The organism is Bacillus sp. Nf3 (assembly GCF_003028545.1).
Taxonomy (GTDB): Bacteria; Bacillota; Bacilli; order Bacillales; family Bacillaceae; genus Bacillus; species Bacillus safensis.
This window is the reverse complement of sequence record NZ_PYUA01000001.1, coordinates 894,727-910,232: the sequence shown is the minus strand read 5'-3', so window position 1 is coordinate 910,232 and position 15,506 is coordinate 894,727. Positions and strand designations below refer to the sequence as shown.

The following is a 15,506-nucleotide window of genomic DNA, read 5'->3' as shown; positions in this document are numbered from 1 at the left end:
CCCTCCATTAATAAATATCATCAATCTCAAAAACGAATTCGATGTCGCCGTCTTTTTGTTTGTCTGTCATGGTGCGGATGGCGGTGAATTTACCGTCTTCGTCGACAAGAGCTAGTTCGTTGATGACTTCTCCTGCCAGTTCTCCTTCGGCGATCGTGCAGGTGTAGCGGATTTTTGCTGGCTCCATGAAGGTAAATGAATCAATATTTTTTTGGACCAGTTCCTTTTTGAGTGCTTGTTCGGTACCGTCGAGAGAGATCGGTTTTCCATCCTTCGTTCCCCCATTTCCAAATGCCATTTTGACGACTTTTGTGAGTTTTGTTCCTTCTGCTCTTGCCTTTGCCATTTGTTGTCGTGCATACAGTGTTGTTACGGTTAATTGATCAGCCATTGTGATCCTCCTTATAGCTCTATTTTTTTAGAAGTTGCTGCTAGCATTTTTGATCCATCCAGCGGAACAGATCCATCAAGAATCCAGTAATGATCCTTGATTAGTAAGCTTCCACCCTGCTCAGTTTGGACATGTACTGGCAGACGGAACGTCACCTTCTTTTTGGTTTGATGCTGAAGCTGATTTTTTGTGCGTAAAGTCAATGCCGTTCCTTGCTTCGTTTCATGTACCGCTCCAGTCATGACATAGTTCATGCGATGTGCTGTTTCTGACTGATGTAGAAGCCGCATTCTCATGTTTAATGAATGCCGAAAACGAGCAGGCACATCCGTTGTACCTCGTGTTCCACTAAGATAAAACGTACCATTTAAGGCAAATTCACCATTGAGTAAAATCGGGATATGATCGAAAAAACCCACCCTGCTGCGCAGTGTGAGCCTCACGTGATGATCATTTTTTTCATGTACGTCGGTATGATGAAAAGCAGTGAACGTATAAGCCAAGTGAGCAGGCTTTAACGTTTCAAGAATTTCTACAATATATCTCGTGTTTTGCAGATCATCAAGGTTCACACGTAAGGCGAAGTGATAACGATTGGTTGTGAGACGGATGACAGCACTTGGATTCTTGAGAAAGCGATTCACTGATTTCTCTAATGAAAGATATGTGATTGGCGGAATATTCGACATCATATTGAGTAAGCGTGCTCTGCGCAGTTCAATTGAATCATCTGATTCCCGCTGTACCTTCAGCATTCTTTCCCATCTATTCAATCCCCATGTCGCTGTTAAAGGAAAGAACTGATCCGTTAAGTCGAAAATGGATTCATCCAATTGCTCAAATTCAGGTGCTTCTGTCTTGAGCAGGTGATCTACTTCATAAATTTCTGTAAAATATGGCGGCAAATAGTTTTTCATTTCATCCTGTTTGCTCAATAACCTTCACCTGCCTAAGACGCGGAATCTCAATGTCCTGTAATACTAAGTTTTTCGACTCTCCATTCAATAACACATCTGCATAATCTGACACACTTTCTGAATGATACAGAATATCATTTAAGGCGGACATTCGAATGGTACTCTTTTCAAATGCGATTGATTTCAACAACGTCTTGACCTTTTCTTCTATTTCTTTCTGAGCTCCTTCAAGGGTCCAGTCCATTTGAAGTTCGACAGCCACTTCTATGTCGATATCCAGCCATTTGGCGCTTTCAACGGTTGCTTTTGAGCCTATAGGCGCTTGTCCTTCTCCTTCACCTGGCTCTGGGTCGATATATTCCTGTACCCTTTTGACAAGAAGGTCTGATGCAACATCTAGATTGCCATCTGTGATAACAATTTTGACCGTCCCTTCTCCGTTCCAAAGCGGGAACACCTTCGCTCTGCCAACACCGGCTACTTCCTCAGCCCATTTTTTATAATGCGCCCTGTTGGCACTGACAGCCTCTCGCCTCGCACGTATTAAATATCGATCGTATAATGAAGCGTCATCTTCCTCCTCTTGACCAGGTATGACCAGTTCTTTCATCGTAATCGATTCAAGTCCTGGAATTGTATCAAGTGACAGCAGCGGCTGATCTGTTAATTGAACATTGCCTGCTTTACCAGGTGTCTCACATTCTAGCGTGCCATCCTTCGAATACTGGAAATAAACGTCTTCAATAAAAAAACGTGAGCCATCTGGAATATTGATATTCTCTGGCTGAATGGCCGCTGACCAAACCGCTTTAGTGGCTGGTTTTCTTTCAATTCCTACTTCAGCAGCCCGCCGATCTAGAAACTCTCCTTGTGCTGTATCTGCAAAGACCAGCTCAAACACTTGATCAAGCCAAATATAGGATTGGGCCAGTTCAGCAGCAGCAGGTGCCAAGGCATTCCAAATCACGCTATTTTCTCTTTTATCTATATCATCTGGCAGTCTGTCCAGCATTCTTTCCATTAATGCTTCGTACGTCTGTTCCTCAAACATCGCCCTCCATCACCTCCTCTATTTCTAATGTTCCCTCATCTGTGACAATAGCTAATTTGACATGAAACGATTCATTTTGCTTTGTGACCTCTAACTCTTCAATATGATCAATCCGCTCGTCAACGAGCAGTGCCTCCTCTAGCAGCCTTGGAATCTCCATCTCTTTGTATTCATCCGTAGCTTCTGTATCCGTCAACAGCTCCTGAATTTCAGTGCCAATGTCGTGACTGTAGATAGGATGTGCATATCGCTCTGTCCTAAGTGTCATATAAATAAATTGCCGGATTGCTTCAATACCTGAAATGGTTTCGCCTGTCAGTCTGCCTGTTTCAAAATCTATTCGATACGTCGTCGAGGTTTCGACCTCTTCGTCTTCTTCTATTTCCTCGATTTCTTCCTCTGGTGAAAGTGCCACGTTCATCACCTCCCTTACAATTTGTCGATGATGTAAAAGGACTGCCCTCCTGCCATTGCAAGCACCATAATACTGTCTCCTCTTTTCAGCTCATCATCCTCACCCTTATTTAAGCGCTTCGGCCAAATCAGTAATTCTTCTGGAATGATCAGCTTATGATTTTCATTTAATCGGATGCTCAGCGGGGAAACCGCCGTGACTTCTCCAATGACAAGATCGATTGGAGATTCTGCGTCTACTGCATTCACTGCCAATTGTTTAATTGCTTCACTTAATCTCACGCTTGATCACCCTTTGGCATTGAATTTTTCTCAACAACATCAATGGTCATGGTGTGTTTCACCCCACTGAATTCATGTTTGTCTTGATCGATCCAGTAAGTTTTTTTTACGTTGATTTCGGGAATTTTCAAATAGATTGGGAGACCGCTTTGCAGCTCAGGAATTCCTAGCGCTTGGATGCTTTTGACTTCTTGTTTGACGCCTTTTTTCTCTGCCAGCCGTACTTTGGCTCTTTTTTGCAGCTGCGGCTGGTTGATTTGCCCCGTGACTGTCTCAACATGCTGTAAAATACCGTATTTATTCTGACCGGCTTTATCCTGTTCAATCACCACAATCTCTGATTTACTGCCTTTTTTCTTATTTTTCCCCTGTTCATCAGCAGACGTACGCATCTTGACACGAGTGGCTGTCTCTTCAATTGAGGTGCTGTATTGATAGCTGATGAGATTGATGCCTGATTCAATGACCCATACGTCCTCTGGATCAGGCCAGGCTCTCAGCCCCATCTTGCCTTTAGCAGAATAGATTTGATAGTTTCTTCCCGTCTGCCGCTTCGTTTCTTTCAATGCTTTCAATATCATGTCATACAGGCTCGTATCATTTTTAAAGACTAGTGATTTGATGACATGTCCTGTATTGGCGATGGAGGTCATTGGAATTTGAAAGTCAGCTCCAATCCGCCTTAAGATTTGATCTGCTCTTTGATTTGAAAAAACATAGACATCTTGGTTTTTCACCAAATATTGAAGCATATCGTATGCGGTAAAGGTCATCTTCCCTTCAACAGGTGTCCGGGAAAAAACGATGCCTCTAAAAAGCTCTTTTCCTTTCCATTTAAAAAGAACCGTGTCCCCTTCCGAGACACGGTAATAAGTTTGACTGCCTTGCTTTGTGATAATATTTGCCTGAATTGAGCGAGGGGCTTGATACCTTTGCCCCTGAAGTGTCACACTCTCTGTGACAAGCTCATACATGGTGCCGCTTCTGATGGCAAAAAGCTCGATCAATGCCAGCCCCCCTATTGTGGTATTTTTAACCTTTGTCCAGGGAAAATCCAATGCCCCGGCTGCTTAATATTACGTCTGCTACGTTTAATCATCGCTAATTTATTGGCATTCCAAATACGCCGCCATTTTGTACTGTCGCCATAAAACCTGCCAGAAATGGCCCATAGCGTATCCCCTTTTTTGACGGTGTACATTTTTGGTGGTGTTTTTGAAGGCCGTTTCTTTTTCGTTTGTTTTGCTTTTTTCTTCCGTTTTATTTTCCTAGGCGATGCGGTTTTATATTCTTTTAACTCGATCGTAAATTCACGATCTCCAATATCATATGACCCTTCCTTGTGGGTGAAGCTTTCAATGCTGCACGTCATATTGATTTTTGTCCCAGTTACAATCAACCGCACGGATTTCTTTGAACGCATCATTCGTTCAATTTTCGCGATTGCATTCTCTGGTGATGGAATGCTTTTATATTCAGCAATCGGCGAATATTTCTTAGGAAATAATGAAGTGAATGATACTTGTTTCGCCGATGGTACGTCAATAAAGGTCAGTTCTCCAAAAGAGGCGACCTTTACCGTTTCATTTTGTACGTTATTTGTGATTTCGAGTTCGGATGGAAGAACAGGGAATCGCAACTTGTCCTTTCCTTGGGAAATCCACAATTGATACACTGATTTACCCATCGATCACGACCCCCTTCGTTCCTGTATGAAGCTCTATTTCCAGTTCATCTACAAGCATTTGTTTAATTTTTTCGACTAGCGATTGCTGATCTTGTCCATTATGGAAATGCTGATCTCCATTGAATTGAATCGTGATTTGTTTATTACCTGACGATGTTGTACTGCCAGTAGACTGAGCTGAGGTGACTTGCTGCATCTGTGCTTCTGGTAAAGGAGCAGATGCATTTGATGGATCATATACTTGCATCCCAAGTGCCTTAGCTGCCTGCGTCAATAAATACCTTCCGCGAATGCCTCTTTCCTCGGGAATAATCCATTCTCGTTTGTTTCCTTCACCGACTCTAGCCACTTGCTCTTGAGTAATCAATCCACCATTTGCGTAGCCTTTATAAGGACCGCCTCTTCTCATACTTCGTAATCCCGGCGTATTGAAGACTGTTCCATATCTGCCCTTAATGTAGTTAATGGCTGCTACGGCATTATGAATTGGGTTCCAAATGTCATTCATGCCCTTGCCTTTATTGGCGTTAAACGTCGTTCCAATGGTTTGCATTAAGCCTTTAGAAGGTGTTCCCTTTTTGGCGTTGGAATCCCATAAGTTGATCGCTCTCGGATTTCCACGTGACTCATGCTGCGCGATGGTCATCAGACCTGGAAGCCAGCTCATAGATGTGCCAGTTGCCATGATGGCCGCCATGAGCCATTGTTTAATATTAAGCCCTGAAGCTCCCATACCGCTGAAGGCACCGATTAATGAACCAGCCTGATTTTCAGCAAACTTTTTCACATCAACTGAGTCGAGCCCTTTGACGACACCAATTGATGCAAATTTCCCAAGACTCATCATGACGCGTGAAGGGGAATGAATGTCTAATTCCTCTCTAAACGCCTGTTCTACTTTCTTCGCCATTTCTTTGGCCGCTTGCGTGACTTCGCTTCCTTTGGAACGCATACCGCTGTTAAAGGCGTCAATCATTCCAGATCCCCAGCCTGGTGATTCTTGTTTTGCTTGCAGGAATGGTTGTTTGATGTGTTGATCTACGTATTGGCTCGTGCCAATTGATGTGGTATTTTGGCCTGCTGCAAAACCACTAACCGTTCCAGAACCCCAAGTTGGTGATGCGGTCATGACTTGTTGGTATGGTGTTTTTACACGACTTTGCAAGAAGCTGGCTGTACCTGTTGGTGTCATCTGCTGACCATTTGCAAAGGCTGAAACCGTTTGTTGACCATACTTTCCTGAGTCTGATGTCAATTGACCAAAAGGCTGCTGAATATTCTTTTGTTTCCATTGATCAAGGGAGATTACTTTACGATTTAACCCTTGTTCAAAATCGTCATTAAATTGCTCGCCAATGCTAGAGGCCTGAATGTCCCCAGTCATCGAGACCGATCCGTCTATTGAACCGACAGAAGATGATGCAGCTACTGCTGTAGGAGCTGGGGAGCTTGATACTTGATTTCCAGCTGCTCCACTTGGCATAACAGACATTCCAAGATGAGAAGCGGCCTGAGCAAGCAGCATCTTTCCACGTCCTCGGTTATTTTGAGTTGGAATAACAAATTCGTTACCTGCTTCACCGACCCATGATAAGGTTGGCTGGGTGATATAGCCGCCTGTGGCTTTTTTATCAGGGGTTCCAAAGACTTGTTTCAATACAAAATCAACCCCACCGCTAGCCTTATTAAACAAATCTTTGACCCAGCCAAACGCTTTAGAAAACCCATCACCAATAGCTTCTGCTACTTTTACAATCGGCTTTTGAATGTTGTCCTCAAACCATTTGGATAACCCATCCCATATATCTGTCACGACTTTATACGCTTCTTCAAACTTTTCCCCGATACCATCTTTAATGGTTCCTACGGTATCTACAAGTGGATTCCACACATTTTCCATAAACCATGTCGATACAGCACCAAAGATTGATTGTATCTTTTTCCATGCATTTGATAATGCTGTCCAAATCCCTGTAGCGACTGTAACAACTGTGCTGCTTAGTGGCGTCCAGACGTTCTCGATAAACCACCCTGCTACTGCACTGAATGTTTCTTGAATCCATGTCCAGGCATTGACTAGGCTTGACCAGATGGTCGTTGCTACCGTAACGACTGTGCTGCTTAGCGGCGTCCAAACATTCTCGATAAACCACCCTGCTACTGCACTGAATGTTTCTTGAATCCACGTCCAGGCATTGACTAGGCTTGACCAGATGGTCGTTGCTACCGTAACGACTGTACCACTTAACGGTGTCCAGACGTTTTCAATAAACCACCCTGCAACTGTACTGAATGTTTCTTGGATCCACGTCCAGGCATTGACTAGGCTTGACCAGATGGTCGTTGCTACTGTGACAACCGTGCTGCTTAATGGTGTCCAGACATATTCTGTGAACCAAGTCGCAACTGTTGACCAAACTTCAACAATTTGATCTTTGATTTCAATGGCTTTTTGGCCAATCTTTTCAAATCCGCCGCCATCAAACCATTTTCCGATCGTTTCACCGATAGATTCGCCGCCCATACTTCCAGCGATGCCGCCTACTAGACCACCGATGGCTGTACCTACTCCTGGAACTACGCTTCCAATGGCTGCACCTGCTGCTGCACCTGCCATCCCGCCGGCGATACCGCCTCCAGTCGTACCGATCTTTTCACCAGCATTCTCTTTTTTCATACCGATTAAATTTGTTGCACTAAGTAAACCACCTAGAATAGGTACTTTCTTTAGTAATTTACCGCTCCCTTTACCGATATTTTTCATCGCATCCCCTAGTCCCCTTAACCTAGATGTTGGCGCTGTTGTTGGCGCTGTTGTTGGCACTGTTGTTGGTGCTGTTGTTGGCGCTGTTGTTGGCGCTGTTGTTGGTGCTGTTGTTGGTGCTGTTGTTGGTGCTGTTGTTGGTGCCGGAGTGGTACTGCTATTTTCACTTGATTGATCACTTGCTCCAAAGAGACGATCTAATCCAGTCTTCACCCATTGATCTAGTTTTTCTTCAGGATTAAATTTAATCTTCTCTTTAATTCTTCCGATCACATCTTGTTTGTACTCTTCTATTTTATTTTCAACCCAAGGAAGTGCTTTTTCATCCCAAAACTTTCTAGGACTCAATTTTTCCTTCACTTTGTCTGCAACGTCACCTGCATATTTTTGAATTTCATTTAATCCTTTATTGGCAAAGTTCTGTAGCAAACTCTGTTTAGGTTCATCCGTTTCAGCTGAGGGACTAGCAGCCTCAGGCTCTTTTTTTATGGTTTTTTCTTTCACAACAGACTCTGCCTGATCTCGTTTTTTCAACTTACTTTTTGCATTGTCTTGAACAGACACTCTGATTTCGTGTTTGGACATCGTCAAGCTTTTGAGTGTCTTTTTGATTCGTTGAATTGCAGCGGTGGCTTGGTCAACCATGTTTAATCTCATATAGTACGTTCTGTTGATGAGCTGAAGGATTGATTTTTTGATTGATGATATTTTACCTGATAATTGATCGTTCAATTTAAACGTCAGCATAATGGGACTTGTCCCCACTTGTCTCAAACGATCTATGCTGGTTTTAATGACATCCAGTCCCTTTGCTTGAATGGATATGACCATATGATTCGGTAACATATTTAACTGATTTTTTAATGATTTTAGATCACGATAGATTCCCTGATCCAGCGTCATGGAAACAGCTGAAATTTTCCGGAGCGATAAGGTGAGATTTCTAAGCTTCTTTTCATCCATTTCTAGGCTTATTTTCACTGGTTTTCTAAATGGTTTGAGCTGCTTCTCAAATGTTTGAAACCGTTTTTGAATGCGTAATAGCTTTTTCGACACCCGGTCTTCTAATTCAAATCGCGCTGTAAGTTTCGCCATTTACTTACCTCCTTTCTTTGCTTCTTTTTCTAACATGTCTAGTTTGTAGCTGATCAGTCCGAAAAGGAACGCTTTGAATGGTCTTGGTGATTCGTATAAATCAAGGAGTTCAGATGGGGAGTAGTGAAGTTCGTGCATCGCGTAATATAAAAACACGGCTTCTTTATCCCCATCTTTTATTAGTTTTTTGCTGCTTCTTCTAAATCTTCAATTTCATCTTCGAATCCGTTGATTTCGATCGCTTTGTTTAACCAGTTCGCATATTCACCGCCGACTGACAGGACACGTTTTGCTACTTCAACTGGATCTTGTGTGCTGTAGGCTTCTCTTAATTCCTTTGAACGGAAATCTGGGTAAATCGTCGATTCAATTGCAATACGTGCGTAGAAGCGCTGGCTGTCTAAGTCTTTCACACGTCCTCTGCCTTTGATATTTTTGAAGGTTGTGTTTTCTTTTTCCAGTTCATCAATACGTTCAGTTGTAATAGCTTTAAAGACAAAAGGAATGACATTCCCTTTTTTATCAACAAAACGCTTAGAAATCGGTACTTTGACTTCTTCCGCTTCTACTGTTTGTCCTGGCATAAAAAATGAAAGATCAAATGTTTGTTTTTCACTCATGTTTAAAAACTCCCTTTGTTATGTTTTTTTGAATGCAAAAAAGCACATCCATTTTTTGAATGTGCTTTCCAATCTTTTCATGTATAATTTTAATTGTACAATTGAATGGCTTGCTCAAGGGCGTCTGGCTCATCCCCGATAGGAAGGGGGTGATGCATATGTCAACATTTGAAGCGATTTCCCTCATGTTTTTATTCGGGATGTTTATCCTTACTTTGTTGACGTATATAAACAAAAAATAGACTCCCCTTGAGCTTTGGACGGTTAAAGGGAAGTCTATCCTAAAAACTATCTAAATTGATTAGCCAGCCCCTTTGAGGGCCTCATTGTACATTGCCGGGATGTTAGAGCATCCTGGCTTTTTTATTGTATGCAAATAGCTTTGCATGTAAACATATTTTAATGAATCCAATACAAGACGTTGCCAGACGAAATTTAGACGGCTTCAAGACGGCTATATTACAACTGCATTATAGCATATTCAGTTTTTATTTTGCTAATTAATTAGCTGATTTCCTCCACTTTTCTTAGAAAGTATTCTTCAGCTTCTCAGGAAGATCAAAGTCTTCAAACGTGAAAGGAACTTCTTCTTCAAGCGCCTCTGAATCAACATCCAATCCAGCGATTTTAGCTGAATCAAAGTTGACATCAAATAATGTCACACGCTCAGTGCCACGGCCTGATGATTTATCGTCAATGACAGCTTGAAGAGTGAAATATGGATCTTCTCCTTTTTTCACGTAATTGAGCATCAATTGAACGAAACGAGATGTAACTTTATAAAAGGTTGCCGTTCCTGTTCCGTTTGCTCCCGTTGTTTTATGGCCAGTCATTCGGCGGCCCATGACGTTCACTTCTGATTTGTTTTTCTCCACGTTTGCTTCGAAGGTTTTGATAAATGCAAGCTCCTCACCTTCTAAGAAAAGACGACCTTCTTTACCTGAAATTGTATTTTGCGCTTTAAAAGCCATCTTACTTCACCTCCACATTGAAATAGAATTTTTCTGCTGCATCTACTGGTTGAACCGCTAAATCGATGATAAATCCATCACGATCTTCATTGAGGCCGATCACGATATCTGTTTCTGAGTTAAAGCCTGTAATGCCGCTGCCATCTTGAAGCTGTGTGAGGTACTGGGTAATCAGTGTTTTCACAAGCTGCACTCCATCATCTGATGCTGGAATGTCATTGCCATTGGCTTTGCGTAATTTAATCAGATTTTTTAATTCGAATGTTAAATCATTGTTGATCGCATCAAGTACACGAATGATTTTGTTTTTCGCCATTTGCTGGTTCTTTTCAGTTGTGAAGCTTGTCAAGGAGTTAATATCTTTTTCAACACTCACGGTACGATCTCTCGCATCAAAGGTGAAGAGGAACTCCCCTTGTGATAACCGGTATTCTACTTGATCATTGTCAAGGCGTTCTAATGTATCGACTGCTCCTTCGTATTCAACAAAGGTGAGTGACTGATTAAAGTTTGCTCCGGCACTTGCCCCTGCGACCCATGCTGTTGTTTGAGCAGGAGTTAGTTCTGTTCCATCTTCGAGTACAACACCACTTGTCACATTGATGATTCCTTCTTGGTCAGCTGCATAATTCGCCACAACCCCTTGCACCTTACGTCCTTGCTTATCACGTAAACGTTCGATAAATGAAGCGAAGGTTGCTTTTAATTGCTCACTATTATTGACTGGAAGGGCAATGACATCAAAGTATTCTGTTTCTGCTGCTTCTAGGAAAGCTGTATAATCTGCGACACTTGCCACGCCGTTTTTCCCGCCTTTTAGTGCCACACCAGCTGTAATGACGACTGCACCTTCACCAGAAAATTGAACGTATTTGTTTTTCACAAGGTCTTTGACATCGGTAACGACCTGTTTATCCACAATATCTGTTCCAAGATAAGTGATAACATCGCGTTTTGTGCTATCAAGTACATTTTCTGCGACTTGTACTGTGATCTCATTTCCTTTTTGGCCGCCATAATTTGCTGTTACGACAAAATTTTCAGCAATTTCGGCTTTGGCCGGCTCTCCTTCATTTAGACGGTAAAGCAAGACCGTTTGTGCTTTTTTCTTTGCTTCACGGAAAAGAAGAAGTGACTTTTCATCAATGTTGAGTCCAACCTTTTTATTTAAATCTTCCATATTTGAAACGGAAATAAAGGTTTTTGGCTCTCCCCAGCTCATCACAAGAGGAAGTGCCACCGTACCTCGATCCCCTAAAGTAATTCGCTGCTCTGCTGTTGTTTTAAAATTAAAGTAAATGCCAGGACGCTTTTTCTCTGTACCTGGTGTAAAAGTGCCTCCGTTCATCCTTTAAACCTCCTTGGACAAAAAAGCATCAATGTGCTTTTTCGCTTCTGTTTTTGTAATTGGTTGATCTTTGATATAAAAAAGAGCCCCTTCAAGGATTTCTGGTTTGACCCCAAAAAGATCCTTGCTGTGCTCCTTTAAGGCTTCAAATGAAAAGCCAAATTCTTTTTCTTCGCCGGCTGTTTGAGCGGGCTGTGCATTTTTAGTCTTGCTCACGTTTGATCACCCCATCTGAAAAGTTGATATCTTCAAGGCTTGCCTGTTTGTCTCGGTTGTACCAATAGCTGCTATCCCATGTCAGGACAATCGCTGCTACGCCTTGATCTATCATTCTTGTTTCCACTCTTTTTATGCGGACATAATCATCAAGCACCTCTCCGTCTTCACTCATCATCTGAATGATTTGACGATCAGCAAGCAATGCATCAACGATTGTTTCTGCCGCATCATGTGCTTTTTCTGTATCAATATGAAAGACTTTCACTTGCAGCGAATAAGATTTCATAAAGGTAGAAACCGTATCTGGACCACTGATCACTGTCACAGGCGGCACATAAACGGATGGCACTTGAAAGCGTTCTGGCAAAAGACGATCATACATTGTCACAGGAAAGTGTGTGTAGATATAATGCATGATTGCCCCGACTTCTTGATTCATTCCATCACCTCCCAAAATGTCGATCGAACCAGCTTTGCAGCTTTCGATCCAGCGACTGTTCAAACATTTGCTCATAGAGCATGACAGCATGATCCCAGTAGCCATTGCCTTCAATCCATTGAGAGGCAAGCATCATTCCTGTACTTGCATTCGGATCATATTCAAAGCGGCTGCCAGTCCATCTGCCAGGCACCCATCTTCGCTCTCCACTTGAAGAAGTGGCATGTCCATCATTAACATAGGAGGCATATTCAAGCTGCGTTCCCACTTCAAGTGTGAGACCGCCTTTTGACATGAGAAAAAGATTCTCCTTGTCGCCTTGTGTAAAGGATCTTAGAAGCCGTCCTGTATCAACAGCATTCTCCTTGGTTAATTCATCCTGAATGATGTCTAAAAACTGTAGGCCCATGTCCTCCAGCCAATCTTGATATTCTGCCTTTAAGCCGCCATCACACGCTGTCTGCAGTTGTGAAATCAGCCGGTCAAGTCCATCAATTTTCATAGATTTTCCTTCCTGACTGCCATCACTTCGATGTGATGATTTTTCACTTTTTTAGGCTGCTGTAATTTGAGTGACACGCCATTCCACACCATTTTGTCATGCAAGCGAATATCACTTCCTAAAGGAAAATGGACAAGATAGGATTGATAAATGACTGTATTCGGCTCTTCTTGCACAAGTGACTGGTTCTTTTCTATGACATAACAAGCTAGATCGGTCAGGCTGGGAGCGTCGGGATAGGAAAGTGTCATTTGTAAATCATCAGCTGGAATTCCAAATTTCCCGCGGGCAGACTCCTTCTGTTCAAGGTGAAAAAGATCACAGCGATCTGTTAATAGAGATTGATAGCTCATAATGATCTCACCTTTAGTTTGGCACTGCCGGCAGTTAATGTTGGTTCAATGTAATCTACTAGCAGGGCATATACATAGGGTCTGCCTTTCACTTGATCAGCTGCCTTCGCATATGAATAATCACCCATTTTCTCTGACGTAAAGCCTTTCATCATAGATTCGTCATCATTCAGCATGGCAAAATATTGGGCCATTTTTAATAATGCGATTCTTGCTTTTTCAGGGAGGGGCTGATATTTTTCGCTTGAGAAATCGTGACCTACGATCTGAAACACCGCAGCTTCTGCTTCGATAATATCTGCTGTCAGTCTTTCTACAGATCGATTTTTCACACGATCAAATACAGAATAGGCCTGCAGTTCTTCAGCAGAAATGATCATGGTCTGCCGTCACCTACTCTTTCACTTTCATCACTTTTGCTACAGCATCCTCTTCCTCAAATTTGCTGTCTAGCTTCGCTGTGAGGACAATAATAAATTTACGGCTGCGAATATCTTTTTCTACTTCAATTCGAATATTTCGAGAGAAACCTACGATAATATTTTTAGGATGTGTCAGCAAAATATCTGATACATCTGTTCCCGCTTCGTCATATGGCTGCATATTGGCAAGACCTTTGACCGGTACACCGAATGCAGAAGAAAGTCCGCCTTGAATGGCCGCATCCCCAAGGCCCGTCTGACGGTTTGCTACTTGATCCTTCCATTCAACTTCTAAGCTTGGGGATGTGTAGAAACGGAAATCCTGAGGAACACGTAAATATTTTGACGGCATTGCTTTATAAGCTTGCTTAAACAATTGGCGGCTAATTTCCGACCCATTTGCGTCTACAATATGAGATACCGCTTGTTTTCTCACACCATCCATTTGAGCTAAAAATGGATCTGCTGAAGTCGTATCGCCATTGACGATGAGCTCTTCAATGTCAACCGCTGCTCGTTCAGCGAGCATTTGCATAATCGTCTGCTGAATGCCGTCTTTCTCAATATTGTTTTCAATGCTGTCGTAGGTCATGTGGATCTCTGCGATAACCTCTTTCGCATTTAGCTGGACAGTGCTTGTCGCTGGGACAACACGGTCTTTCGCATCAAGCGCTTTGCCTTCTTCTGCTGGGCGCAAAATACGCTGGCCAAAGCCGATTTTTTCGATTTTTTGTGAATCACTTTCCATTGGAATGATACGTGCATCATTTAAAACGGTTGGTGTATTTTGCATCATTCTAATGAATGTGTTGGATTGGGTTGCGTTCATGAGACCGCCGGTTTTTAAGCTGGCAAGTGTCATTTCGGCCTTGCGAATCAACTCTTGATTTCTCACACTGTTTCCTCCTTATTTAGGCTTATAGTAAGCCATCCCAAATGGGCTTTGTACTGTCGTTTTGTGTATCGTGGATTGTTTGTTTTGACATGCCGCGCGCTTTTTCAAGCATGTGAATCCGCTCTGAAATAGGCAAAAGCTGCTGCTGAAGTACTTGCTCAAGCGCTGCTTTTTCTCTGCTGGCTGATTTCTCTAAAGAAGAAAGCTGATGACGAATCGGTGCAACGACTTGCTCAAGCACCTTTTGGACAGGTTCCTCCCCAGTTTGATCTGTTTCCTGCTGTTCAGCATGCTGTAAGACGTTTTCGATGGCCATTTTTGCTTTTTCAAGCTCTCGTACTTGCTCCGTCGTCAAAGCGGTGTCTTGTTTTTGTACGGAGGCTGGCCTTTCACCAATCGTTTGAATCACATCTTCTGTCTTCAAAATCTCCTGCACGATTGGCAGCAATTGCTCAAGCGCTGCTCTTACCCCCGCCTCATCACCATCACTTGACTGTAAGGTTTCCAGCAGATGGTCTAAAACGCTCCAAAATTGTTGTGACATGTTTGCACCTTCCTCTTTCAAAAAGAAATTTTTCAGCAAAGAAAAAAGCCCTCTCTCATTCGTGCTTTGAGATAGGAGCTGATCTTGTTCTTCGATTGCTACGATGTCCGCCGTTCCTGCCATAGAATATCCTGTAATGTGGCCTTTCTGAATTTGATCCCAAATCTCTTGAGAAGCCTTTGTTACAAGCACCCAAGATCCTTTTCGAATCAGCTCACCGCCTACTTCAAAATCAGCTGGTGCAATGTATGATTCAACCACTTCGCCAACACCATGTTGAAAATCATGCTGCTTGTCAATGTGGCGGGCATCTTTCATAAAACCATGTGCTGCTCTTTCAATTTCTTTGGCAGACATAAAGTCTTGGTGTGCATCAGGTGTATTCGGTTCATACACGACACCATACACAAGGCGATGAGCATCTTCTGCCTTTGTCAGCACACTCACCTCTTTTTGAAAGTCAGGCTGGCTTTTCTTTGCCTTCATCAAAAAGAATTTCTTTTTGTTTGCGGCTCTGTCCACGTAGGAAACATGCGTAATTTTTGCGTTTTTTAATTCTCTTGGCATATGTTCACCCCCTTTCAAAAAAGCA

General features: G+C 42.6%; 20 protein-coding genes. 1 reads left to right on the top strand and 19 read right to left on the bottom strand.

All coding sequences use genetic code 11. The features are described 5' to 3' along the window. Positions 1–7: 7 nt before the first annotated feature. The 10 genes from C9414_RS04555 to C9414_RS04510 are packed head-to-tail and all read right to left on the bottom strand — an operon-like array spanning position 8 to position 9,221. Positions 8–391 (bottom strand): phage tail-collar fiber domain-containing protein, encoded by a 384-nt coding sequence (locus C9414_RS04555; protein WP_047203992.1) that lies wholly within the window; start codon positions 389–391, stop codon positions 8–10. Between the two features lie 11 nt (positions 392–402). Next, positions 403–1,326 (bottom strand): YmfQ family protein, encoded by a 924-nt coding sequence (locus C9414_RS04550; RefSeq protein WP_107163142.1) that lies wholly within the window; start codon positions 1,324–1,326, stop codon positions 403–405. Beyond that, on the bottom strand, positions 1,310–2,359 hold the full coding sequence (locus C9414_RS04545; RefSeq protein ID WP_107163141.1) for a baseplate J/gp47 family protein: 1,050 nt from the start codon (positions 2,357–2,359) through the stop codon (positions 1,310–1,312). Before C9414_RS04545 ends, C9414_RS04550 begins: the two co-directional genes overlap by 17 nt. Then, entirely contained in the window at positions 2,352–2,774 is a 423-nt protein-coding gene (locus C9414_RS04540) for a DUF2634 domain-containing protein (protein WP_107163140.1), read from the bottom strand. The genes C9414_RS04545 and C9414_RS04540 overlap by 8 nt, the downstream gene beginning before the upstream one ends. 14 nt (positions 2,775–2,788) lie before the next feature. Next, on the bottom strand, positions 2,789–3,055 hold the full coding sequence (locus C9414_RS04535) for a DUF2577 family protein (RefSeq protein WP_107163139.1): 267 nt from the start codon (positions 3,053–3,055) through the stop codon (positions 2,789–2,791). Then, positions 3,052–4,062 (bottom strand): XkdQ/YqbQ family protein, encoded by a 1,011-nt coding sequence (locus C9414_RS04530; protein WP_047203987.1) that lies wholly within the window; start codon positions 4,060–4,062, stop codon positions 3,052–3,054. The genes C9414_RS04535 and C9414_RS04530 overlap by 4 nt, the downstream gene beginning before the upstream one ends. 11 nt (positions 4,063–4,073) lie before the next feature. Next, complete coding sequence (locus C9414_RS04525) at positions 4,074–4,742, bottom strand: LysM peptidoglycan-binding domain-containing protein (RefSeq protein ID WP_034282467.1); 669 nt, start codon at positions 4,740–4,742, stop codon at positions 4,074–4,076. Next, on the bottom strand, positions 4,735–8,601 hold the full coding sequence (locus tag C9414_RS04520; protein ID WP_107163138.1) for a transglycosylase SLT domain-containing protein: 3,867 nt from the start codon (positions 8,599–8,601) through the stop codon (positions 4,735–4,737). The genes C9414_RS04525 and C9414_RS04520 overlap by 8 nt, the downstream gene beginning before the upstream one ends. Then, entirely contained in the window at positions 8,602–8,739 is a 138-nt protein-coding gene (locus C9414_RS04515) for a hypothetical protein (RefSeq protein WP_095285871.1), read from the bottom strand. It lies immediately after the preceding gene. A gap of 41 nt (positions 8,740–8,780) precedes the next feature. Further along, positions 8,781–9,221, bottom strand: a complete 441-nt coding sequence (locus C9414_RS04510; protein WP_039180982.1) for a phage tail assembly chaperone — start codon at positions 9,219–9,221, stop codon at positions 8,781–8,783. A 59-nt stretch (positions 9,222–9,280) separates the two neighbouring features. Between C9414_RS04510 and C9414_RS20605 the strand changes: the two genes are divergently transcribed. Beyond that, positions 9,281–9,463, top strand: a complete 183-nt coding sequence (locus C9414_RS20605; protein ID WP_306460555.1) for a putative holin-like toxin — start codon at positions 9,281–9,283, stop codon at positions 9,461–9,463. Positions 9,464–9,748: 285 nt separating this feature from the next. On the opposite strand, the gene C9414_RS04505 is transcribed toward C9414_RS20605, so the two are convergent. The 9 genes from C9414_RS04505 to C9414_RS04465 are packed head-to-tail and all read right to left on the bottom strand — an operon-like array spanning position 9,749 to position 15,481. Then, entirely contained in the window at positions 9,749–10,192 is a 444-nt protein-coding gene (locus C9414_RS04505) for a phage tail tube protein (protein ID WP_024423257.1), read from the bottom strand. Between the two features lies 1 nt (position 10,193). Further along, positions 10,194–11,540 (bottom strand): phage tail sheath family protein, encoded by a 1,347-nt coding sequence (locus tag C9414_RS04500; RefSeq protein ID WP_041088573.1) that lies wholly within the window; start codon positions 11,538–11,540, stop codon positions 10,194–10,196. Between the two features lie 3 nt (positions 11,541–11,543). Continuing rightward, entirely contained in the window at positions 11,544–11,756 is a 213-nt protein-coding gene (locus C9414_RS04495; RefSeq protein WP_039180988.1) for a YqzN/YkzM domain-containing protein, read from the bottom strand. Beyond that, positions 11,743–12,198, bottom strand: a complete 456-nt coding sequence (locus tag C9414_RS04490) for a phage tail terminator family protein (protein ID WP_039180991.1) — start codon at positions 12,196–12,198, stop codon at positions 11,743–11,745. The genes C9414_RS04495 and C9414_RS04490 overlap by 14 nt, the downstream gene beginning before the upstream one ends. Positions 12,199–12,202: 4 nt before the next feature. Further along, positions 12,203–12,700, bottom strand: coding sequence for an HK97 gp10 family phage protein (locus C9414_RS04485; RefSeq protein ID WP_107163137.1), 498 nt, complete (start codon positions 12,698–12,700; stop codon positions 12,203–12,205). Then, positions 12,697–13,053 (bottom strand): YqbH/XkdH family protein, encoded by a 357-nt coding sequence (locus C9414_RS04480; RefSeq protein ID WP_047203984.1) that lies wholly within the window; start codon positions 13,051–13,053, stop codon positions 12,697–12,699. The genes C9414_RS04485 and C9414_RS04480 overlap by 4 nt, the downstream gene beginning before the upstream one ends. Next, a complete protein-coding gene (gene yqbG, locus C9414_RS04475; RefSeq protein WP_039181000.1) occupies positions 13,050–13,433 on the bottom strand; it encodes a protein YqbG in 384 nt (127 codons plus the stop codon). Before yqbG ends, C9414_RS04480 begins: the two co-directional genes overlap by 4 nt. Positions 13,434–13,446: 13 nt before the next feature. Further along, positions 13,447–14,370: a phage major capsid protein gene (locus C9414_RS04470; protein WP_047203982.1), complete on the bottom strand. Its 924-nt coding sequence runs from the start codon at positions 14,368–14,370 to the stop codon at positions 13,447–13,449. A 22-nt stretch (positions 14,371–14,392) separates the two neighbouring features. After that, on the bottom strand, positions 14,393–15,481 hold the full coding sequence (locus C9414_RS04465; protein ID WP_047203981.1) for an XkdF-like putative serine protease domain-containing protein: 1,089 nt from the start codon (positions 15,479–15,481) through the stop codon (positions 14,393–14,395). Positions 15,482–15,506 lie beyond the last annotated feature (25 nt).

Coding starts and splice junctions, on each gene's coding strand:
- C9414_RS04465 (WP_047203981.1), bottom strand. CDS start 15,481: ATGCCAAGAGAATTAAAAAACGCAAAAATTACGCATGTTTCCTACGTG.
- C9414_RS04555 (WP_047203992.1), bottom strand. CDS start 391: ATGGCTGATCAATTAACCGTAACAACACTGTATGCACGACAACAAATG.
- C9414_RS04480 (WP_047203984.1), bottom strand. CDS start 13,053: ATGAGCTATCAATCTCTATTAACAGATCGCTGTGATCTTTTTCACCTT.
- C9414_RS04490 (WP_039180991.1), bottom strand. CDS start 12,198: ATGAATCAAGAAGTCGGGGCAATCATGCATTATATCTACACACACTTT.
- C9414_RS04505 (WP_024423257.1), bottom strand. CDS start 10,192: ATGGCTTTTAAAGCGCAAAATACAATTTCAGGTAAAGAAGGTCGTCTT.
- C9414_RS04525 (WP_034282467.1), bottom strand. CDS start 4,742: ATGGGTAAATCAGTGTATCAATTGTGGATTTCCCAAGGAAAGGACAAG.
- yqbG (WP_039181000.1), bottom strand. CDS start 13,433: ATGATCATTTCTGCTGAAGAACTGCAGGCCTATTCTGTATTTGATCGT.
- C9414_RS04500 (WP_041088573.1), bottom strand. CDS start 11,540: ATGAACGGAGGCACTTTTACACCAGGTACAGAGAAAAAGCGTCCTGGC.
- C9414_RS04520 (WP_107163138.1), bottom strand. CDS start 8,601: ATGGCGAAACTTACAGCGCGATTTGAATTAGAAGACCGGGTGTCGAAA.
- C9414_RS04545 (WP_107163141.1), bottom strand. CDS start 2,359: ATGTTTGAGGAACAGACGTACGAAGCATTAATGGAAAGAATGCTGGAC.
- C9414_RS20605 (WP_306460555.1), top strand. CDS start 9,281: ATGTGCTTTCCAATCTTTTCATGTATAATTTTAATTGTACAATTGAAT.
- C9414_RS04485 (WP_107163137.1), bottom strand. CDS start 12,700: ATGAAAATTGATGGACTTGACCGGCTGATTTCACAACTGCAGACAGCG.
- C9414_RS04510 (WP_039180982.1), bottom strand. CDS start 9,221: ATGAGTGAAAAACAAACATTTGATCTTTCATTTTTTATGCCAGGACAA.
- C9414_RS04515 (WP_095285871.1), bottom strand. CDS start 8,739: ATGCACGAACTTCACTACTCCCCATCTGAACTCCTTGATTTATACGAA.